We start from the raw sequence: 18,309 nt of genomic DNA, 5'->3' as shown, positions 1-18,309 counted from the left end.
TATCCCCTCGTCGGCCCCTCATCGACGACGGCACGGGTCCAGGACCCTGCACCCACTGCGACGGGATGTCCGGCATAGGCTGGCCCCGCCCCGTCGGCCGTGGCGTCGCAGACGACGCCGCCCGACAGCGAGCTCAGCGCAGAGCTCACCGACAAAAGAGTCCACCCATGGATGATCTCGTCCTGAACTGGGACCTCGGCACCGGGGGCCTGCTGATCCTCGCCGTCGCCTCGATCGCAGCCCTCCTCGTGATGATCATGGCGCTGCGGATGCACGCCTTCCTCGCTCTGCTGATCACGAGCCTGCTGACCGCCGTCGCCGCCGGCATCCCCGCCGACCGGCTCCTCGAGGCGATCGGCTTCGGCTTCAACTCGACCCTCGGCGACGTGATGCTGCTGGTGGGCCTCGGCGCGATGCTGGGGCGCATGATCGAGGCCTCCGGCGGCGCCCAGGTGCTCGCCGAGAAGATGATCGGCATCTTCGGCGACCGACATGCCGGCATCGCCCTCTCGGTCGCGAGCCTGCTCATGGGCTTCCCGATCTTCTTCGACGCCGGTCTCGTGGTGATGATGCCGATCATCTACGCCGTCGCCCGCCGCACCGGCGCCTCGTTCCTGTCCGTCGCCTTCCCCAGCGCGATCGCGTTCTCGGCGATGCACATCTTCGCGCCGCCGCATCCGGGACCCGTGGCCGCTTCGAACATCATGGGGGCCGACGTCGGGCTCGTGCTGCTGGTCGGTCTCGTCTTCGCCCTCATCATCTGGGCCGCTGTCGCGCCCCTCGCCGGCCGGGTCCTCGGCGACCGCATCCAGGTGCCGGTCCCCACGATCCTCGACTCGACCACCGAGGACACCGGCTTCGAGTCCCGCCCGTCGGTCCCGAAGATCATCTCGATGCTGCTGCTCCCCCTCGTGCTCATCCTCATGAACACGGGCCTGAACACCATCGCCTTCACCACCGCCGACCCCGAGGCGTTCCTCGCGCAGCCGGTCGTGCAGGTGCTGCGTGCCCTCGGCGCGACCCCGATCGCGCTGCTGATCACCGTGCTGGTGTCGATGGTGGTGCTCGGCTGGGGCGCCGGGAAGTCCGGGACCCTCATCGAGAAGATCCAGGACTCGTCGCTCGGCCCGATCTGCTCGGTGGTCGTCGTGACCGGTGCGGGCGGCATGTTCGGCGGCGTGCTGCGTCTGACCGGCATCGGCGACGCAGTGGCCGGATCCCTCAACAGCATCGGCCTGCCGGTCATCGTCGCGGCCTTCCTGATCGCCCAGATCGTGCGCATCGCGCAGGGCTCGGCGACCGTCGCACTCACGACGGCGGCCTCGCTCATGGCGGCCGTGGTCGCGGCCGGCGACTTCAGCGCCCTCCAGATCGTGGCGATCGTGATGGCCATGTCCGCGGGGTCCGTCGGCGTCTCGCACGTGAACGACTCGGGCTTCTGGCTGGTCTCCCGCTTCTTCGGGCTCTCGATGAAGCAGACCCTGGCCAGCTGGACCATCGTGCAGACGGCGATGGCACTCGTCGGCTTCGCCCTCTCGCTGATCCTGTACGGCATCGCCTCGATCGGCTGAGCGCCCGGGGCGCGGGCGGCGAATGGCCCGCGCCCCGCGGTGCCGACCGCTCAGGACGGGGAGTCGGCGCCGTGGCCGCTGAGGCCAGTCACTCGACGCGGACGAGCCGCGCCGACAGATCCTGCAGGTGCGTGGCGCAGCAGGGCGGTCGGCATGATGCGACGCGAGCCTCGGATGCGATCGCTGAAGCTCGCCAGGGGCGTCAGAGGACAAGACCCGGGTCCATGGAGCTGATGCTCTTGCCCTTCTCCCGTGCGTAGGCGATCTCGCGCCGCGCTGCTGATCCGAGGTATCCGCCTTCGCTCACCACTCGCACCTCGTCCGACACGTCGATTCGGCGAAGATGCAGCTCACCGAGTGCTTCTCGTCGGGCGGGCGTCAGTTCCTCATCGATCGCTTCGGGCGCGAGCACGATCATCCCGAGCGCGGTCAGACGTCGCCGCTCCGACTCGAAGAGCCCCTGGAAGCGGAGCGAGCCGCAGAGGCAGACCACTCTCGGCCGGTCGCCCGCATTCATGCGTGAACCTTCCTGACTAAGGTGCTGATGCTCGGAATGCTCGCACGTCTCGCCCCAAGAGGTGAGCACTGAGAGTGCGGCAGGATCGACCTGTCCCGACGGAGCGGACGCAGTGGCGGAGGATCGTATGCCGTCCCTCATCGTCCAGCCCAGCACTCGCGGCGGCGTTGCCCTCATTGCCCGCTTCGGGATGTGGAGCAGAACCACGAACTCTGCTCTGACCAGCAGTGGGCCCGGAGGGGATCGAACCCTCGACCCGCGGATTAAAAGTCCGATGCTCTACCGACTGAGCTACAGGCCCGTGCCCGTCGCGCCGTCCGCAGGGCACAGGGCGCGGGACGGGTGAACGGGCCACACCATCCTAGCCGCGAGCGCAGCGCCCCTCCCTGCCCGTCCACAGAGCCCCTCCTACGCCTTCACAGAGCCCCTCATGCGCCCTCGATAGTGGCCCACCTCACATAGCGGCGATGCGGAGCGCAGCCGAACACCGTCGGCGTCGAGCATCACTGCAGGTCATCTCGAAGCATCCGGAGCAGGACAGGCCCGTCGGCCGGCGCTGTCGATCATCACGGTCGCGTTACGACACTCCGAGGATCCGCGCCGTCAAGAGGGGTGGCGCTGGGGTTTCGTCGGGCTTCTCGCTAGCGTTGTCGACCGCTATGGGCCATTCACCGAGAACGCTCGACGACCGCCTATCGATCCAGGAGAACAGCTCGACCCCCGACGACCTCGTCGTCACCTCCCCCGTCCCGAGCGACGGGGCCGCCATGTGGCGGATCGCCCGCGACAGCGGCACGCTCGATCTCAACTCGTCCTACGCCTATCTGCTGCTGGCGCGGGACTTCGCCTCCACCTCGCGGGTGGCGATCTCCGACGGCGAGGTCGTCGGGTTCGTGACCGGCTACCGCCGCCCGGAGGCGCCCGAGCGCCTGTTCATCTGGCAGGTCGCTGTGGACTCCGCCCAGCGCGGCCGACGGATCGCGGCCCGGATGCTCGACTCGCTGCTCGCCGATCTGGCGGACGCTCCGGCCGACGACCAGGCCAGCGCTCCTGCTGACCGCCCGAGCGGTGCACTGCCGCCCGTCGAGGTCCTCGAGACCACGATCTCCGAGGACAACACCGCCTCGAAGCGCCTGTTCGCCTCGCTCGCCGAGCGACGCGGCGCCCGCCACGAGGTGCACCCGCTGTTCACCGCCGCGGACTTCCCCGACGGCCACGAGGCCGAGCCCGTGCACGTCATCGACCGACTGAGACCCATGGCCTGACCTGCACGTCGACCCTCGTCGCAGCACCCCGCCCCCACCCACGGCACCGCCTCAGCTCCACCGCACCGCCTCCGCACCACCCCTGCTCCGCCGGACTGCCCCTGCACGCACCGGTGCTCCTGCACGCCCCCGCCCGACCGATCGCCGACCGAAAGGACCCCTGCCGTGACCATCACTGCACCCTCGAAGCCCACCGCTGCCGCCGCCGTCGAGGACCCCACCGCCCTCGAGTCGCAGGTGCGCAGCTACTCCCGCTCCTGGCCGACCGAGTTCGCGACCGCCGTCGGCAGCACCATGACCGACGTCGACGGCAAGGAGTACCTCGACTTCTTCTCCGGCGCCGGCGCGCTGAACTACGGCCACAACCATCCTGAGCTGAAGAAGGTCCTCATCGACCATCTGCTCGAGGACCGCATCGTGCACGGCCTGGACATGTTCACCGACGTGCGCCGACGCTTCCTCGAGACCTTCCGCAGCGGCATCCTCGAGCCGCGCGGTCTCGACTACAAGGTCGTCTTCCCCGGTCCCGGCGGCGCGAACGCCGTGGAGGCCGCGCTGAAGCTGGCCCGCAAGGTCACCGGCCGCGAGTCGGTCGTGAACTTCACCAACGCCTTCCACGGGATGACCCTCGGTGCCCTGTCCGTCACCGGCAACTCGCTCAAGCGCGGCGGCGCCGGCGTCCCGCTCGTGCACGCCACCCCGATGCCGTACGACGACTACTTCGGCCAGGTCGTGCCCGACTTCATGTACCTCGAGCGCCTGCTCACCGATGCCGGCAGCGGGCTGAACAAGCCTGCCGCGGTGATCGTGGAGGCGGTGCAGGGCGAGGGCGGCATCAACGCCGCCCGCGCGGAGTGGCTGCGCGGTCTCTCCGAGCTGTGCACGAAGCACGGCATCCTGCTGATCGTCGACGACATCCAGATGGGCTGCGGCCGCACCGGCGGCTTCTTCAGCTTCGAGGAGGCCGGGATCGTCCCCGACATGGTGACGCTGTCGAAGTCGATCAGCGGCTACGGCCTGCCCATGGCGATCACCCTGATCAAGCCCGAGCTGGACATCTGGGAGCCCGGGGAGCACAACGGCACCTTCCGCGGCATCGGCCCGGCCTTCGCGACCGCCACCAAGGCGATCGAGCTGTTCTGGAGCGACGACGAGCTGGAGAAGTCGACGGTCGCCAAGGGCGCCTACATCGAGTCCCGCTTCAACTCCATCGCCGCCCGCCACAGCGAGACCCATGAGCTGATCGTCAAGGGTCGCGGCCTCGCGCGCGGCCTCGGCATGCCCTCCGGCGAGATCGCCGGGCGCATCACCGCCCGCGCCTTCGAGCTGGGCATGCTGGTGGAGACGTCCGGGCCCGACGACGAGGTCGTCAAGCTGCTGCCGGCGCTGACGATCACCGACGACGAGCTCACCCGCGGTCTCGACCTGCTCGAGCAGGCCATCGACGAGGCCCTCACCGCCTGAGACGGCGACCGCCGTCTCTGAGGCGGCGACCGCCGACTCTCCGGCCGACGCACCGCCGTCGGCCCGGCCGACGCACCCGTCGGCCTCTCCCCCGCAAGCGACCGGAAGGACCCCTGCACCCATGATCGTGCGCACCCTGGACGAGATCACCGACACCGAAGCCGACGTCAAGTCGGAGAACTGGCGCTCCAAGCGCATCATCCTGGCGAAGGAGGGCGTGGGCTTCTCCGTCCACGAGACCACCCTGTACGCCGGGACCGAGAGCGAGTTCTGGTACGCGAACCACATCGAGGCGGTGTTCATCACCCACGGCGAGGGCGAGATCGAGGACGTCGCCACCGGTGAGGTGCACCAGCTGGCGCCGGGCAGCCTCTACCTGCTCAACGACCACGACAAGCACATCGTGCGTCCGCGCACCGAGATCCGCTGTGTGTGCGTGTTCAACCCGCCGGTCACGGGCCGCGAGGTCCACGACGAGAACGGCGTGTACCCCCTGGTGACGGAGGCTGACGCCGCGGCGGCGCCCGTCGCCTGATCCCCGCCTCCGCACCGGCGGAGCCGGATGACGAGACGACGGGAGGGCCCCTGCGCAGCGATCGCTGCGCAGGGGCCGTCTCGTCGGGCGCCCGTCAGGCGGCGGAGCTCCTGCTGCGGCCGACGAGCCACAGGATCAGCCCGATGATGAGGAGCAGGAGTCCGAGCCCTCCGCCGAGCACGGCCGTCAGGATCCCGCCGACAGTGCCGAGGATGGCGCCGATGGACACCGGAGGTCCGGCCGCGAAGGGCGTTCCGCCGCAGTCGATGCTGTAGTCCCCGGCATCCTCGGCGGTGAAGGAGTCGAAGGAGACCCATCTGTCCCCGCCGCCCTCGTAGCTGTAGTTCACGGAGGTGCCGGTGCCGACGCTGTCGGGCGCGGGGCCGCCGACGGTGCAGTACGGCTGGCCGGCGCCCTCCTGCACATAGAGCACGACGAGCTCCCCCTCCTCGGCGGTGATCGTGGCGGCGCCCTCGGGGTGCTCGATGATCTGCTCCGCGTCCCCCGTGATCCTCAGGATGCTGACGATCGCGATGGTGATGCCCACCGCCGCGGCGAGCCCCAGGATGATCCCGCCGATGATCATGAGGACCTTCGGGGCCTTCGACCTCCGCGGGGGTGCAGGAGCCGGGGCTGGCGCAGGGCCGCCGAACGGCGGCATCGGCTGCGGCTGCAGGGGCGAGGACTGCGGTCTGCTCATCGGTTCCTCCGTGGTGCTCGGTCGGCCGCGGACAGAGTACCTGCACACAGACCAGCTGGACGCAGAGCAGGCGAACGCTGAGCAGCTGAGCAGCCGAGCAGACGAACGCAGGGCAGCATCACGGCGGGGCATCCGGGCACGGCGGGGCATCCGGCGGGGCATCTAGACTCCTGGCATGCCCGATCCGCTGGTCCTCGCCTCCGATCTGGAGACGGAGCTGGTCGAGAGGCGCTCGCGCTTCCTCACCCGTCTGCATCGCGTCGAGGACGTCGGCCGGGCCGACGAGCTGATCCGTGCAGCGCGCCGTGAGCATCCCGATGCCCGCCACCATTGCACGGCGATGGTCATCGGCGAGCGCGACGGGACCCCGCTCGTGCATCGCTCGAACGATGACGGGGAGCCTTCCGGGACCGCCGGCATGCCGATGCTCCAGTCGCTGCTGCATGCAGGCTTGACGGACACCCTCGCGATCGTGATCCGCTACTTCGGGGGCATCAAGCTGGGTGCGGGAGGGCTCGTGCGCGCTTACACCGCCGGGGTCGAGCAGGCCGTCGAGGCCGCCCGCACCGAGGGGGTGCTGCGCCGCAGGACGGGCCTGGCCGTCGCCCGGATGGAGGTTCCGCTGGCGGAGATCGGTGCGGCGGAGAACGCGGTGCGGATCTGGGCGGCGGGGCACGGCGGGCAGGTCGAGGAGACGGGGTACTCCTCGCGTCTGGCGACGCTCACGGTGCTGCTGGATCCTGCGGATCTGCCCCGGCTGGAGGCCGACGTCGCCCGGTGGTCGTCCGGGCGCATCGAGGTCCGGGCCGACGGGACGCGCACGGCCGATCTCCCCCTCGCCTGATCGACCCGGCCGTCGGCCTGACCGAGGCGGCCGTCGGCCCGACCGAGACTGCCGTCGGCCTGGGTGCTACCGTCCGCCGCCGGCGTCGATGCCGGGCACGTCGAGATAGCTGTCGGGCACCATCGTCAGCGGTCCGCAGCTGCCCTCGGGGGCCTTCAGCAGCAGAGCGAGGACCTCGAGGGAGAGCTCGCCGGCGAGCTCGGCGAAATCGCCGGTGCGCTCCTCCGGGTCGACCGCATGCACCCAGCGCCATCCTGAGCCGGGATCGTCGCGCAGGGCGACCGGATCCCGGGAGACCGCGAAGCCGACCCCTACCGGTCGGACCACCTCCAGCACCGCTTCGAGCACGGCGCCGAGGTCGCCGCCCGTCACGGAGACCAGGCTGTCGCCGCTGGCCTGGCCCTCGGCGACCTCGATCGCGAAGGTCCCGGTCAGTGCGATGTCGTCCCACTCCAGGGGCTGGATGGCGGTGATCGCCCCGACCTCGTCCCAGGCCGAGCACAGCACCTTGGCGATCATGCGGCTGCGGGCGAGCGCGGGCTGCAGACCGGCCTGGCGCATCTGCACGTCGATCGCGAGCGAGCCCTCGAGCCGGCCGCGCTGCGCGATGATCCCCTCGGGCACGACGTTGGCGTTGTAGAGCAGGGCGTAGTACGGGACCCTCAGCGCCTCCTCGAGGGCGGGGTCCTCGTCGGGACGGTGCACGAGCGGGCCGAAGTCCTCCCGCAGGATCATCCCGAAGTCGTCGCGCAGTCGACGCACCTGCTCCTCGACGTCGATGTCGGGCCGGTCAGACAGGTCGGGCCGGTCGGGCCGTCCATGACCCGCCGCGTCCGGAGCTCGAGCCACCTCACCCACGTCCTCTCGCGTCCCCCGAGCCCCGCGTGGCCAGCCCGTAGACGACCATCACGATGAGCGCCCCGATGACGGCGAGCAGGATGGTACCCAGGCTCCACGGGTTGCTCATGATGCCGCTGATGCCGTCGCCTCCGAAGAGGCCGCCGATGAGACCGCCGACGAGGGCGCCGACGACGCCCAGCACGATGGTCAGGCCGAGGCTGAGGGACTGCTTGCCGGGCATGATCGCGCGGGCGATCAGGCCGATGATGCCGCCGATGATGATCCAGGAGATGATCGCCCAGAGGAGACCCATGATCCGTACCCCGTTCCGCGAGTGCTGACTAGCGCTGTCGGCCGATCCGACATCTCCCATTGTGCCCCTGTTGTGCCGGATATCACAGTGCATGGCGCCGACCGGTGCGTCGCGGCCTCTGACCGGCGGACGACGTGGGGAGATGTGATCTCGGGGATTCCGCCCGGCATCCGCCCTCGTCGCAGGTGAACGGCGGATGAACTCGATGCTCTCCGGCTGGCCGGAGAGCGGGAGCGGGCGCATCCTGTCGTCGGCCGGCATCCGACCGGCTGGTCGTCCCACCACCGAGAACGGACCCCCACTCGACGTGTCAGCATCCGCGCCGGCCCTTCTCCCCACCCTCCTCGCGGGCGATCGCGCGCCCGCTCCCCGCACCCTCGTCGACATCCTCGAGCGCACCGTCGCCGCCCACGGCGATGCGCCCGCCCTCGACACCGGTGCCGTCTCCCTCACCTACGCGCAGCTGCATGCCGCGGCCGAGGAGGTCGCCGACCGGCTCGCCGCGCTCGGCGCCGCTCCGGGCGACCGCGTCGGGGTGCGCATCGCCTCCGGCACCACCGACCTGTACGTCGGGATCATCGGCATCATCCTCGCCGGCTGCGCCTACGTCCCGGTCGACGCCGACGACCCCGACGAGCGCGCCCGCGTGGTGATGGAGGAGTCCGCGGCGGTCGCCGTGATCGGGGACGGCCTCGCGATCACCGCGACCGACGTCGGCGCCGGACGGCCCTCTCGGCAGCGGGAGGCGGTCTCGACCGCCGACGACGCCTGGATCATCTTCACCTCGGGATCCACCGGGAAGCCCAAGGGCGTGGCCGTCTCCCATCGCAGCGCCGCCGCCTTCGTCGACGCCGAGTCCCGCCTGTTCCTCCAGGACGAGCCCATCGCCCCTGGCGACCGCGTCATGGCCGGGCTGTCCGTCGCCTTCGATGCGAGCTGCGAGGAGATGTGGCTGGCCTGGGCCCATGGTGCCTGCCTGGTGCCCGCTCCCCGCTCGCTCGTCCGCTCCGGCGTCGACGTCGGCCCCTGGCTGGTGGCCAATGGCATCACCATCGTCTCCACCGTGCCGACCCTGGTGTCGCTGTGGCCGAACTCCTCGCTCGAGAGGGTGCGCCTGCTGATCATGGGTGGCGAGGCCTGCCCGCCCGAGCTCGCCGCCCGCCTGCAGGCGCCCGGCCGCGAGGTCTGGAACACCTACGGACCCACCGAGGCGACCGTCGTCGCCTGCGGGGCGCGGCTCGACGGCACCGCGCCCGTGCGCATCGGCCTCCCGCTGGACGGCTGGGACCTCGCCGTCGTCGACGAGGCGGCCTGGCCTGCAGCACCGGATCTGCCACGGCCTTCCGCTGCTGGAGGCGCGCCCGGCGACGCTGCGCGGCCACGTCCGCGGTCACAGCCTGGTAGCCGCGGGTCTTCGTCGAGGTCCGGCGAATCTCCCGCGAGATGACCGACGGGCATCGCCCCAGGTGGCGAGCGATTCTCCGTACACCCCAGCCCGCCTTCGACGCCGTGGATATCTCCGAACGCTCGGTGAACGTCAACCCGACTCGGACCATCCAGCCACCTCACCCTCCGAGACCCCCGCCGACCGGGAGTATTGCTACGACGCTACGACACCACCGAGGAGGACCGATGACGAACAGGCAGCAGCAGGCGGACGAGCGCGCTTCGTCCGAGCATGGACGAGTGGACATTCGCCGCCTCGACCAGCCCGGCGATCTCGGATGGGTCATCCAGACGCATGGCGAGGTCTACGCCCGCGAATACGGCTGGGACACCAGCTTCGAAACGCTCGTCGCGCAGATCGTCGCCGACTTCGCCAGCGGTCACGATCCCGACCATGAAGCCGCGTGGATCGCCGAACTCGACGGACGACGCGCCGGATGCATCTTCTGCGTCGCAGGCGAGGACGACACCGCCAAGCTCCGCATCCTGCTCGTCGATCCGAGCGCGAGCGGTCACGGCCTCGGGGCACGACTCGTCCGCACCTGTCTCGACTTCGCCCGCGACGTCGGATGCCGGCGGATGACGCTCTGGACCAACGACGTGCTGACCTCCGCCCGCCGCATCTACCAGGCAACCGGGTTCACGCTCGTCGACGAAGAACCCCACCACAGCTTCGGCCACGACCTCGTCGGGCAGACCTGGACCCGCGACCTCTGAGCGTTCCGACGCCACCCCTCACGCCTGTTCACCGGGAGGCACCAACGGTCGCATGCCGCCGCGGCTGAGTCCTGGGCGCAACCGCCCTCAGGCACGCGCCACCTTCCGCTATCGAGGCTCTCTCGCGGGGATAATCGTCTGCTGTGACAGATTTTGAAGCGTTGATCGAGGCTGGTTCCTCCGCCGACGTGTCCGGGTGGGATTTCTCCTGGCTGGACGGGCGGGCGACCGAGGAGCGTCCCGCCTGGGGCTACGCCCGGCAGCTCGCCGATCGACTCGGGCGGGCATCGGCGTCGCTGGACATCCAGACCGGCGGCGGAGAGGTGCTCGCCGAGGCGGAGGTCTTTCCCGCGACCGCGGTGGCCACGGAGTCGTGGCCACCGAACGTCGCGAAGGCCACTCGGCTGTTGCATCCGCGAGGTGTCGTCGTCGTGGCCGCCCCTGACCAGCCCCCGCTGCCGTTCGCCGACGAGGCGTTCGACCTGGTCACCAGCCGGCACCCCGCGACGATCTGGTGGGAGGAGATCGCCCGCCTCCTCCGGCCGGGCGGCCATTACTTCGCCCAGCACGTAGGCCCGGCGAGCGCCTTCGAGCTGATCGAGTTCTTCCTCGGCCCGCAGCCGGAAGCTCGCCGCGGACGCCACCCCGACGACGAGGCGGCCGCTGCCGAGGCCGCGGGGCTGGAGATCCTCGACCTGCACACCGCGAAGCTGCGGATCGAGATCCACGACGTCGCCTCCGTGGTGTACCTGCTGCGGAAGGTGATCTGGTGGGTGCCGGGATTCACCGTGGAGAAGCACCGCGACCGGCTCCGGGACCTCCACGACCTCATCCAGCAGAACGGCCCCTTCATCGCGCATTCGACCCGCCACCTGATCGAGGCCAGGCGACCGCTGGCGTAGACCGGCTCGAGCCGCTGGGAACGGTGAGGATCGCGCCGAGCACGTGCACGGCGAGGAGGGATCCCGTCAGGGCACGATCCGCGTTCCCGTGACCTGCGTGCGCGGCAGGCGGCCGGCGCGGGAGACGCCGGTCATCTCGTCGCCGGCGATGGTGACGTCGAAGTCGAGGTTCAGGCGCATGGGCTTGCTGACCCGCTGACGCCAGCGCACGCGCTCCGCCCCCTCCTCCCCGATCTCGACGGCGATGTCCTCTAGCGGCACGGTCTCGGCCTTGCTGCGGGCCTCGCTGCGGATGCCGCTCGAGTCGCGGGTGAAGGTGTAGACGGCGGTGATCGTACCGATCGGGGTCTTCATCGACACGTCCCAGGTCCCGATGACGCTCATGCGGCGACCTCCGCGTCGCGACCTGCGGCGCGCCAGACGGTGCCACGCCGCTCGTACTCGAACAGCGCCTCCACCGCGAGCGCGATCCGCGGCCCGAACTCCCGCTCCAGCAGGTACAGCGCCAGGTCGAGCCCGGAGGTGACGCCGCCGGCGGTGACGAGGTCGCCGTCGTCGACGACGCGCGCCCGGACCGGGGTCGCGCCGGTCGCCTCGAGCACGTCCATCCCGAGCACGTGCGTGACGACGTTCCGTCCCTCCAGCAGGCCACCCATCGCGAGCGCGAGCGACCCGCCGCACACCGTCGCGACGCGGACGTCCGGATCGGCCATCGCCTCCGCGATCATCCCGGTCGCCGCCGTCGCGGCGAAGCGGGCCAGGAGCACCGGGATCGTCTCGACGCCCTCGTCCGGGTCGCCGTCGACGGGCCCGGAGGCGCCGGGCACGACGATGATGCCGGGGCGGTGCGGGTCGAGGGCCGCGGTCGCCTCCAGCGCGAGGCCGCGCGTGCCGGACACGACCCGGCGCGGCCCCTCGGCGCTCACGAGCTCCACATCGAGGCCGCCGCCGAGGGCGTCGCTCCCCGCGGCGAGCACCTCGAACGGGGCGATCACGTCGAGGGGGTCGAACCCGTCGAACAGCACGATCTGAACGCCTCTGCGCATCTGCACTCCTTCTGGTCGCTGCGGAGCCGATCCGGCTCCCTCATCGAGTCTTCTGCGCGCTCCCGCTCCTGGCGAGCGGCCTTCGAGCCAGGTATCTCCTGAATCTAGCCATCTGCTGGATCACCGCCGCCAGCTGGGTAGGGTCGGGCTATGCATACCGTCGCCGCCCTCGCACTGCCGGATGTGATCGCCTTCGATCTGGCCACTGCGGTCGAGGTCTTCGGGCGTGCGAGCCTGCCCGATGGGCGCCCCGCCTACCGGGTGATCGTCGCCGGCACCTCGCCCACGGTCGACGCCGGTCCGCTGCAGATCACGACAAACGCGGGCCTCGACGCGCTGACGCAGGCGGACACGATCATCGTCCCGGGCCGCAACGACGCCGCCGCTCCCCTGCCGGACGGCCTGGCCGATGCGCTCCGCGCGGCCGCTGAGGACGGCACGCGGATCGCGTCGATCTGCGTCGGCGCGTTCACCCTCGCGTCGGCCGGGCTGCTCGATGGCATGCGCGCCACGACGCACTGGCTCGCCACCGGCCTCCTCGCCCGCCGATACCCCGGGATCGTCGTGGAAGCGGACGTGCTCTACACCGACAACGGGCGCATCCTTACCTCCGCAGGAGCAGCCGCCGGGCTGGATCTGTGCCTGCACATGATCCGCCGCGACTTCGGCGCCGCCGTCGCCGCCCACGCCTCCCGACTCGCCGTCGCGCCCCTGCACCGCACGGGCGGGCAGGCGCAGTTCATCGTCCGCAACCCGCCGACCTACCGCACCGCTTCGCTCGAGGACGTCCTCATCTGGGTCGAAGAGAACGCCCACCGCCGGCTGACGCTCAGCGACGTCGCCGATGCTGCGCACATGAGCGTCCGCACCCTCACCAGGCGCTTCCATCAGGAGACCGGCCAGGCCCCGATGGAATGGGTCGCAGGCGTCCGCATCCGCCACGCGCAGGAACTGCTGGAGACCACCGACCACGGCGTCGACCGCATCGCCCTCCAGACGGGCTTCTCCAGCCCGAGCAACTTCCGCGCCCAGTTCCGCCGCGCCGTCGGCGTCACCCCGAGCGAGTACCGGACGACGTTCGGCGGCCGTCCGCTCCCGCAGGAGATCCGATTCGAGCCATCTGAAAGCCACGGCAATGCTGTTACCGTGGCCCCATGACGCTCGCCGACGAGGGCACTCTGGAGACACAGCCCGGGAAGCAGGACGAGGTCACGGCGATCCCGACGCGCCACAATCCGGGCTCGCCGCTCGGGAACTGGCGGACGGAGCGGAGAAAATGCGCGTGGATCGAGTCGTTCCGAATCTCACCGTGACCCACCTGCGGCAGGCGGTCGCCGAGCATTCCGAGGCGCTCGACCTGCGGATCCTCATGGACCACGGCTGGATCGTGACGCTCGGAGACGAAGACGGGCACCAGCTCAGCCTGATGACGCGCGACGCCTCCGCGCCTGTCAACCCCGACGTCTCCGTCTTCGTCGACGACGTCCGCGCCGCACTCGCTCGCGCCGAGGCGTTGGGGCTGGAGATCGTGCACCCGCTGACCGAGGAGCCCTGGGGCGTCACACGCTTCTTCTACCGCGCCTCAGACGGCCGGGTAATCAACGTCGGCATGCACACGGAACCGCGCAGGTCTCCCCTTCGCTGAGTCGCCCTTCCCCGCCTCGCTCGGGTGCTCATCCCCCGGCGGGTCATGCTGCCCAGGTCCAGGTTGTTGGTCGGTTCGTCAAGTACGAGAAGCTGATGCGCGGGTTCAGCGAGGAGGAGCGTCGCGAGGGCGACGCGGAAACGCTCGCCGCCGGAGAGATCGGCCACCCGGCGATGAACGGCATCCGCCCGGAAGAGGAAGCGAGCGAGATTCGCGCGGAGGTCCCCCACGCGCACCGCTCGACCGAAACCACCGAGAATCACTCTGGAAACCCGATCGGCGCATCGAGGCTGAAGCCGCCGGTCTCGAGCAACGATCTCGCGATGTAGTTGGCGATGTTGCGGAAGCCGAGCGCGGAGCCGCGGAGGTGCTCGAGACGGCCGTTGATCGCCTCGGTCGGGCCGTTGCTCGTGCCGGGCTGGTCGAAGTACGCGAGGACGTCAGCGGCTCTCTTCTTCAGCGTGCGGCCGAGCCTGCGGAGCTCGACCAGAGCGGCCGGGACGCCGCGGGAGACAGCATCGATCACGCCCTGCATGGCCTTCCTCCCGGCGGCGCGATCCGGGTCGCGGTAGGCGGAGATCATGCGCTGGTAGATCCCCCAGGTCGCCTCGACCTCGACATGCTGCTCCGCGGCGAACAGTGCCTCCAGGCGGGCCTTCTGCCCGTCAATGAGGAACCGCGTCCCGGTATGGAGAGCGCGGCGGGCCGAGTAGAGCGGGTCGCCCTTCCGTCCGCGCCTGCCGAACACGTCGCGTTGAACACGGCGGCGGCAGTCATCGAGGGCGGTGCCGGCGAGGCGGACGACGTGGAACGGATCCATCACCGCCGTCGCGGTCGGGATCTCCTCGGCCGCGGCGGACTTGAAGCCCGTGAACCCGTCCATCGCGACCACGTCAACACCGTCGCGCCAGCTGCTCGGGCGTGCGGCGAGCCAGGTCTTCAACACCTGCTTCGAGCGGCCCTCGACCATGTCGAGCAGCCGGGAGGGCCCCGTCCCGGTGCGGATCGGGGTGAGATCGATGATCACGGTGACGTAGTTGTCACCGTGGCGCGTGTGGCGCCAGACATGCTCGTCGACGCCGGTCGTGGTGACGCCGTCGAACCGGGCCGGGTCATCGATCAGCGCCCGCTGCCCTTCGGCAAGGACCGCGCTGTTGGCGGTGTGCCAGGCGACGCCGAGCCCCGCAGCGATCCGGGTGACGGCGAGATGGTCGATCACGAGTGCTTCCAGCGCCCACCTCACCCCGCCGCGCGACAGCTTCGCCTTCGGCTCCGCCGCCCGCGTCGTGTCCTCCCGCCACGAGATCCCGCAGGTCGCGCACCGGTAGCGGCGAACCCGGACCAAGAGCGTGGTGGGGCGATGGCCGAACGGGTCGTGCGCGAGACGACGGGCAACCGTCCCGCGCGAGAGCGCCTGACTGCCGCAACCTCGACACCACGAGTCGGGCTCCGCGACGCGACACTCGATGACCGCCCGATCACGCCGCAAGTCCAGTCCGACGGCGTCGAGTCCGAGCTCGTCGAGGTGGCAGAACACGGTCAGATCAGGGGCAGCGAATGTAGCGTGGGACACGTCGAGGTCTTCCGTCGGACGGGCAGTGTGAGAACTTCCATCCTCGGGAGACCTCGACCCCTACCAGGACACCGACGCGCCCTCACCTACCCCCTCAACTGCGAAGAGCCCGAAATCCGGTCGGCGTGAAGCCTCGCCTCCGCTGATCAGGTGTGCGCGTGCCCCCCGGCGTGCCCCATCGAACGGCTACTGGTGTTCATCTCTGTCCTCCTCTGTCTGGTGAGAGAAGGCACGAAAAGAGGCCCGGAGCTGCGATAAACCGCAGTTCCGGGCCTCTCACCAGCCCCTTTCGGGGCCGAGCTAGGACAAGGGCCCTAGAAGTCCCAGTCGTCGTCCTGCGTGTCCACGGCCTTGCCCATGACGTAGCTCGAGCCGGAGCCCGAGAAGAAGTCGTGGTTCTCGTCGGCGTTCGGGGACAGCGAGGCGAGGATCGCGGGGTTCACCTCGGTCTGGTCCTGCGGGAACAGGCCCTCGAAGCCGAGGTTCATCAGCGCCTTGTTGGCGTTGTAGCGCAGGAAGGTCTTGACGTCCTCGGTCCAGCCGACCGGGTCGTACAGGTCCTCGGTGTACTCCTCCTCGTTCTCGTACAGCTCGTAGAGCAGCGAGAAGGTGTAGTCCTTGAGCTCGGCCTGGCGCTCCGGGGAGGACTTCTCCATCGCCTTCTGGAACTTGTAGCCGATGTAGTAGCCGTGGACCGCCTCGTCACGGATGATCAGGCGGATGATGTCGGCCGTGTTGGTCAGCTCGCCGTGGCTGGAGTAGTGCATGGGCAGGTAGAAGCCCGAGTAGAAGAGGAACGACTCCAGCAGGGTGGAGGCGACCTTGCGCTTCTCCGGGTCGTCGCCCTGGTAGTAGTCCATGACGATGCGGGCCTTCTTCTGGAGGGCCTCGTTGTGCTCGCTCCAGCGGAAGGCGTCGTCGATCTGCTTGGTGTTCGACAGGGTCGAGAAGATCTGCGAGTAGGACTTCGCGTGCACCGACTCCATGAAGGCGATGTTGGTGTACACCGCCTCCTCGTGGGGGGTGATCGCATCGGGGATCAGCGACACGGCGCCCACGGTGCCCTGCACCGTGTCCAGCAGCGTCAGGCCGGTGAAGACGCGCATCGTCAGCGTCTGCTCCTGCTCGGGCAGACGACCCCAGGACTGGATGTCGTTGGACAGCGGCACCTTCTCGGGCAGCCAGAAGTTCCCGGTGAGGCGGTCCCACACCTCGAGATCCTTGGGATCGGGGATCCGGTTCCAGTTGATCGCCTGGACCGTCGTCTTCAGGTGGTCGTTCACCGCAGCCTCACTGTCAGAAGAAGGGGGTCTGCCCCTGCGAGAGGGGCGGGTTCAGCCCCGCCAGTCTAGGCATCCTCGGCCCCCGAGAAGGGGCTCCGACAGGCCCCGGCAGCAGTGATCTGGCCCCGACCGTGACAGCGCATCGACTTTGGTCGGGTGACCTGGCCGGACGCAGTCGTTAGCTTTCAGACACCGCAGGACTTCGTCACTCGCCCGGCCGCGGAAGGCCCCGCCATGAGCGCCACGTCCCCGCCCTCCTCCGTCCCCGCCTCCTCCCCTGTCCCGCCCTCTCCGCCGGACCGCTCGCTGGCCCCGGATCTCGCACGCGGCTTCATGCTCGCCTTCATCGCCCTCGCGAACGTCTCCTGGTTCCTGTGGGGTCGTCCGATGACCGCGAAGACCCCGCACCTGGCCGACGGCTCGCTGCTCGACCGGATCACCCAGACCCTCGTGATCCTCTTCGCCGACCAGCGCAGCTATCCCCTGTTCGCGTTCCTCTTCGGGTACGGCATGGTCCAGTTCTACCGCTCGCGGATCGATCGCGGCATGCAGCCGACGACGGTGCGGCGGATGCTGCGCCGACGCCACTGGGCGATGATCCTGCTGGGCCTGCTGCACGCGACGCTGCTGTTCATGGGCGACATCCTCGGCGCCTACGGGGTCGTCGGCCTGCTCGCCGTCTGGATCTTCTTCGGCCGGCGCCGACGCACCCTCGTCGTCTGGTGCTGGATCCTCGCGGTGCTGCTCGTGCTGTATGCGCTCTTCTCCCTGGTGGGCGCGGCCTCGCTGCTGCTGGCGCCCCCGGAGATCCGGGAGGAGGCGATGGCCGGGATGGCCGCCAGCAGCTTCTCCATGGAGGCGATCCGCGACGCCTCCCATGGCAACCCGAGCCTGCTGGCCGGGATGCTCTGGCGCGTCGGCAGCTGGGCCGTCATCCTGGTCCAGCAGGCCCTCAGCCCGGGCATCCTGCTGCCCGTGCTCCTGGGCTGGCTGGCCGCGCGGGCCCGCCTGCTCGATGAGCCCTGGGACCGGACCCGTCTGCTGCGGCGGATGGCGCTGATCGGGATCCCCGTCGGCGTCGTCGGCGCCATCCCCGGTGCTCTCGAGAACCTCGGCGTGATCCCGCTGCCCGCCGAGATGTTCTGGGCCCTGATCGGCCTCAGCACGGCCACCGGTGTCGCCGGTGCGCTCGGCTATGTCGGCGTCTTCGGGCTCCTGGCCGCCCGGGTAGACCGGCACGATCCGGCTGCGGCGGCCGCCGCCTCCGCGGCGCCCCCGGCGTCAGGGGCGCTGGCGGAGACCCCTGCGGAGCGCGCCTATGGGCGTCCCGCTCGGTCGTTCGGCCCGCGGCTGAGCACGCCCTCGGTGCTCGAGCAGGGCATCGCCGCGGTCGGTGCCCCCTCGCTGAGCTTCTACCTCTTCCAGTCGCTCGTGTTCGCGCTGGTGCTGTCGACCACGGGGCTGGGCCTGGGCGGGACGGCGAGCCCGAGCGCCGCGTTCGCGCTCGCCCTCGCGGTATGGGCGGTCTCCATCCCGCTCGCCCTCGCGCTCGACCGTCGCGGCCGACGGGGACCCGCCGAGGTGCTGCTGCGTCGGATGACGTACGGCAGGCACGATCCGCAGGCGCGGCGCCGGCCCCATCGCTGAA

At 70.2% G+C, this 18,309-nt stretch carries 19 protein-coding genes, 1 tRNA gene and 3 pseudogenes; 12 read left to right on the top strand and 11 right to left on the bottom strand.

The annotated features are described in order from the left end of the window. Positions 1-167 precede the first annotated feature (167 nt). Positions 168-1,571, top strand: coding sequence for a GntP family permease (locus tag ACZ5AJ_RS01535; protein WP_464136501.1), 1,404 nt, complete (start codon positions 168-170; stop codon positions 1,569-1,571). A 202-nt stretch (positions 1,572-1,773) separates the two neighbouring features. On the opposite strand, the gene ACZ5AJ_RS01530 is transcribed toward ACZ5AJ_RS01535, so the two are convergent. Together ACZ5AJ_RS01530 and ACZ5AJ_RS01525 are read right to left on the bottom strand one after the other, a co-directional pair. After that, complete coding sequence (locus ACZ5AJ_RS01530; protein WP_464136499.1) at positions 1,774-2,295, bottom strand: hypothetical protein; 522 nt, start codon at positions 2,293-2,295, stop codon at positions 1,774-1,776. 21 nt (positions 2,296-2,316) lie between these two features. Continuing rightward, a tRNA-Lys gene (locus tag ACZ5AJ_RS01525) sits at positions 2,317-2,389 on the bottom strand. 346 nt (positions 2,390-2,735) lie between these two features. Between ACZ5AJ_RS01525 and ectA the strand changes: the two genes are divergently transcribed. The 3 genes from ectA to ACZ5AJ_RS01510 all read left to right on the top strand — a co-directional run bounded on the left by ectA (position 2,736) and on the right by ACZ5AJ_RS01510 (position 5,352). Beyond that, positions 2,736-3,353 carry a diaminobutyrate acetyltransferase gene (gene ectA / locus ACZ5AJ_RS01520; protein ID WP_464136498.1) on the top strand — a complete coding sequence of 206 codons (618 nt, stop codon included), beginning with the start codon at positions 2,736-2,738 and terminating at the stop codon, positions 3,351-3,353. Positions 3,354-3,518: 165 nt separating this feature from the next. After that, entirely contained in the window at positions 3,519-4,817 is a 1,299-nt protein-coding gene (gene ectB / locus ACZ5AJ_RS01515) for a diaminobutyrate--2-oxoglutarate transaminase (protein WP_464136496.1), read from the top strand. 121 nt (positions 4,818-4,938) lie between these two features. Continuing rightward, on the top strand, positions 4,939-5,352 hold the full coding sequence (locus ACZ5AJ_RS01510; RefSeq protein ID WP_464136495.1) for an ectoine synthase: 414 nt from the start codon (positions 4,939-4,941) through the stop codon (positions 5,350-5,352). Between the two features lie 94 nt (positions 5,353-5,446). Here ACZ5AJ_RS01510 and ACZ5AJ_RS01505 read toward each other — a convergent pair whose 3' ends face one another. Beyond that, on the bottom strand, positions 5,447-6,052 hold the full coding sequence (locus ACZ5AJ_RS01505; protein ID WP_464136494.1) for a hypothetical protein: 606 nt from the start codon (positions 6,050-6,052) through the stop codon (positions 5,447-5,449). Between the two features lie 175 nt (positions 6,053-6,227). Between ACZ5AJ_RS01505 and ACZ5AJ_RS01500 the strand changes: the two genes are divergently transcribed. Next, positions 6,228-6,896 (top strand): IMPACT family protein, encoded by a 669-nt coding sequence (locus tag ACZ5AJ_RS01500; RefSeq protein ID WP_464136492.1) that lies wholly within the window; start codon positions 6,228-6,230, stop codon positions 6,894-6,896. A 66-nt stretch (positions 6,897-6,962) separates the two neighbouring features. Here ACZ5AJ_RS01500 and ACZ5AJ_RS01495 read toward each other — a convergent pair whose 3' ends face one another. Beyond that, positions 6,963-7,745, bottom strand: coding sequence for a hypothetical protein (locus tag ACZ5AJ_RS01495; protein ID WP_464136490.1), 783 nt, complete (start codon positions 7,743-7,745; stop codon positions 6,963-6,965). Position 7,746: 1 nt separating this feature from the next. Then, positions 7,747-8,049 (bottom strand): GlsB/YeaQ/YmgE family stress response membrane protein, encoded by a 303-nt coding sequence (locus ACZ5AJ_RS01490; protein WP_464136489.1) that lies wholly within the window; start codon positions 8,047-8,049, stop codon positions 7,747-7,749. A 205-nt stretch (positions 8,050-8,254) separates the two neighbouring features. Here ACZ5AJ_RS01490 and ACZ5AJ_RS01485 point away from each other — a divergent pair. Beyond that, positions 8,255-9,367, top strand: a pseudogene (locus ACZ5AJ_RS01485) (AMP-binding protein); the annotation flags it as partial. Here the strand turns inward: ACZ5AJ_RS01485 and ACZ5AJ_RS01480 are convergent. Beyond that, positions 9,360-9,605, bottom strand: a pseudogene (locus tag ACZ5AJ_RS01480) (helix-turn-helix domain-containing protein); the annotation flags it as partial. The pseudogenes ACZ5AJ_RS01485 and ACZ5AJ_RS01480 sit on opposite strands and share 8 nt — an antisense overlap. Here ACZ5AJ_RS01480 and ACZ5AJ_RS01475 point away from each other — a divergent pair. Together ACZ5AJ_RS01475 and ACZ5AJ_RS01470 are read left to right on the top strand one after the other, a co-directional pair. Beyond that, on the top strand, positions 9,559-10,212 hold the full coding sequence (locus tag ACZ5AJ_RS01475; RefSeq protein WP_464136487.1) for a GNAT family N-acetyltransferase: 654 nt from the start codon (positions 9,559-9,561) through the stop codon (positions 10,210-10,212). The pseudogene ACZ5AJ_RS01480 and the gene ACZ5AJ_RS01475 overlap by 47 nt on opposite strands. 143 nt (positions 10,213-10,355) lie before the next feature. Further along, positions 10,356-11,114 (top strand): class I SAM-dependent methyltransferase, encoded by a 759-nt coding sequence (locus ACZ5AJ_RS01470; protein WP_311257040.1) that lies wholly within the window; start codon positions 10,356-10,358, stop codon positions 11,112-11,114. A gap of 66 nt (positions 11,115-11,180) precedes the next feature. On the opposite strand, the gene ACZ5AJ_RS01465 is transcribed toward ACZ5AJ_RS01470, so the two are convergent. Continuing rightward, positions 11,181-11,498, bottom strand: a complete 318-nt coding sequence (locus tag ACZ5AJ_RS01465; RefSeq protein WP_464136485.1) for a hypothetical protein — start codon at positions 11,496-11,498, stop codon at positions 11,181-11,183. Next, the gene (locus tag ACZ5AJ_RS01460; protein ID WP_464136484.1) at positions 11,495-12,160 is read right to left on the bottom strand and encodes a DJ-1/PfpI family protein; all 666 of its coding nucleotides are present in this window, start codon (positions 12,158-12,160) and stop codon (positions 11,495-11,497) included. The genes ACZ5AJ_RS01465 and ACZ5AJ_RS01460 overlap by 4 nt, the downstream gene beginning before the upstream one ends. A 150-nt stretch (positions 12,161-12,310) precedes the next feature. Between ACZ5AJ_RS01460 and ACZ5AJ_RS01455 the strand changes: the two genes are divergently transcribed. The 3 genes from ACZ5AJ_RS01455 to ACZ5AJ_RS01445 are packed head-to-tail and all read left to right on the top strand — an operon-like array spanning position 12,311 to position 13,805. Beyond that, on the top strand, positions 12,311-13,318 hold the full coding sequence (locus ACZ5AJ_RS01455) for a GlxA family transcriptional regulator (RefSeq protein WP_464136482.1): 1,008 nt from the start codon (positions 12,311-12,313) through the stop codon (positions 13,316-13,318). Continuing rightward, on the top strand, positions 13,315-13,473 hold the full coding sequence (locus ACZ5AJ_RS01450) for a hypothetical protein (RefSeq protein ID WP_464136481.1): 159 nt from the start codon (positions 13,315-13,317) through the stop codon (positions 13,471-13,473). The genes ACZ5AJ_RS01455 and ACZ5AJ_RS01450 overlap by 4 nt, the downstream gene beginning before the upstream one ends. Beyond that, a complete protein-coding gene (locus ACZ5AJ_RS01445; RefSeq protein ID WP_464136479.1) occupies positions 13,470-13,805 on the top strand; it encodes a VOC family protein in 336 nt (111 codons plus the stop codon). Before ACZ5AJ_RS01450 ends, ACZ5AJ_RS01445 begins: the two co-directional genes overlap by 4 nt. A gap of 56 nt (positions 13,806-13,861) precedes the next feature. Here ACZ5AJ_RS01445 and ACZ5AJ_RS01440 read toward each other — a convergent pair. From ACZ5AJ_RS01440 to nrdF, 3 genes and pseudogenes are all read right to left on the bottom strand, one after another. Next, positions 13,862-14,122, bottom strand: a pseudogene (locus tag ACZ5AJ_RS01440) (ATP-binding cassette domain-containing protein); the annotation flags it as partial. Next, positions 14,065-15,378 (bottom strand): ISL3 family transposase, encoded by a 1,314-nt coding sequence (locus ACZ5AJ_RS01435; RefSeq protein WP_464136477.1) that lies wholly within the window; start codon positions 15,376-15,378, stop codon positions 14,065-14,067. The gene ACZ5AJ_RS01435 and the pseudogene ACZ5AJ_RS01440, both read right to left, overlap by 58 nt. Positions 15,379-15,692: 314 nt before the next feature. Next, positions 15,693-16,661, bottom strand: a complete 969-nt coding sequence (nrdF, locus tag ACZ5AJ_RS01430) for a class 1b ribonucleoside-diphosphate reductase subunit beta (RefSeq protein ID WP_464136476.1) — start codon at positions 16,659-16,661, stop codon at positions 15,693-15,695. A gap of 234 nt (positions 16,662-16,895) precedes the next feature. Here nrdF and ACZ5AJ_RS01425 point away from each other — a divergent pair, with 234 nt between their 5' ends. Further along, the gene (locus ACZ5AJ_RS01425; protein ID WP_464136474.1) at positions 16,896-18,308 is read left to right on the top strand and encodes a DUF418 domain-containing protein; all 1,413 of its coding nucleotides are present in this window, start codon (positions 16,896-16,898) and stop codon (positions 18,306-18,308) included. Position 18,309: the final 1 nt, after the last annotated feature.

It is taken from the genome of Brachybacterium zhongshanense (assembly GCF_055385755.1).
This window is presented reverse-complemented; position numbering and strand designations above follow the sequence as displayed.

What these genes read in the sequence shown, in the direction of transcription:
- ACZ5AJ_RS01535 (WP_464136501.1), top strand. Translation starts at nt 168, where the DNA reads ATGGATGATCTCGTCCTGAACTGGGACCTCGGCACCGGGGGCCTGCTG.
- ACZ5AJ_RS01510 (WP_464136495.1), top strand. Translation starts at nt 4,939, where the DNA reads ATGATCGTGCGCACCCTGGACGAGATCACCGACACCGAAGCCGACGTC.
- ACZ5AJ_RS01505 (WP_464136494.1), bottom strand. Translation starts at nt 6,052, where the DNA reads ATGAGCAGACCGCAGTCCTCGCCCCTGCAGCCGCAGCCGATGCCGCCG.
- ACZ5AJ_RS01500 (WP_464136492.1), top strand. Translation starts at nt 6,228, where the DNA reads ATGCCCGATCCGCTGGTCCTCGCCTCCGATCTGGAGACGGAGCTGGTC.
- ACZ5AJ_RS01490 (WP_464136489.1), bottom strand. Translation starts at nt 8,049, where the DNA reads ATGGGTCTCCTCTGGGCGATCATCTCCTGGATCATCATCGGCGGCATC.
- ACZ5AJ_RS01465 (WP_464136485.1), bottom strand. Translation starts at nt 11,498, where the DNA reads ATGAGCGTCATCGGGACCTGGGACGTGTCGATGAAGACCCCGATCGGT.
- ACZ5AJ_RS01460 (WP_464136484.1), bottom strand. Translation starts at nt 12,160, where the DNA reads ATGCGCAGAGGCGTTCAGATCGTGCTGTTCGACGGGTTCGACCCCCTC.
- ACZ5AJ_RS01455 (WP_464136482.1), top strand. Translation starts at nt 12,311, where the DNA reads ATGCATACCGTCGCCGCCCTCGCACTGCCGGATGTGATCGCCTTCGAT.
- ACZ5AJ_RS01450 (WP_464136481.1), top strand. Translation starts at nt 13,315, where the DNA reads ATGACGCTCGCCGACGAGGGCACTCTGGAGACACAGCCCGGGAAGCAG.
- ACZ5AJ_RS01425 (WP_464136474.1), top strand. Translation starts at nt 16,896, where the DNA reads ATGAGCGCCACGTCCCCGCCCTCCTCCGTCCCCGCCTCCTCCCCTGTC.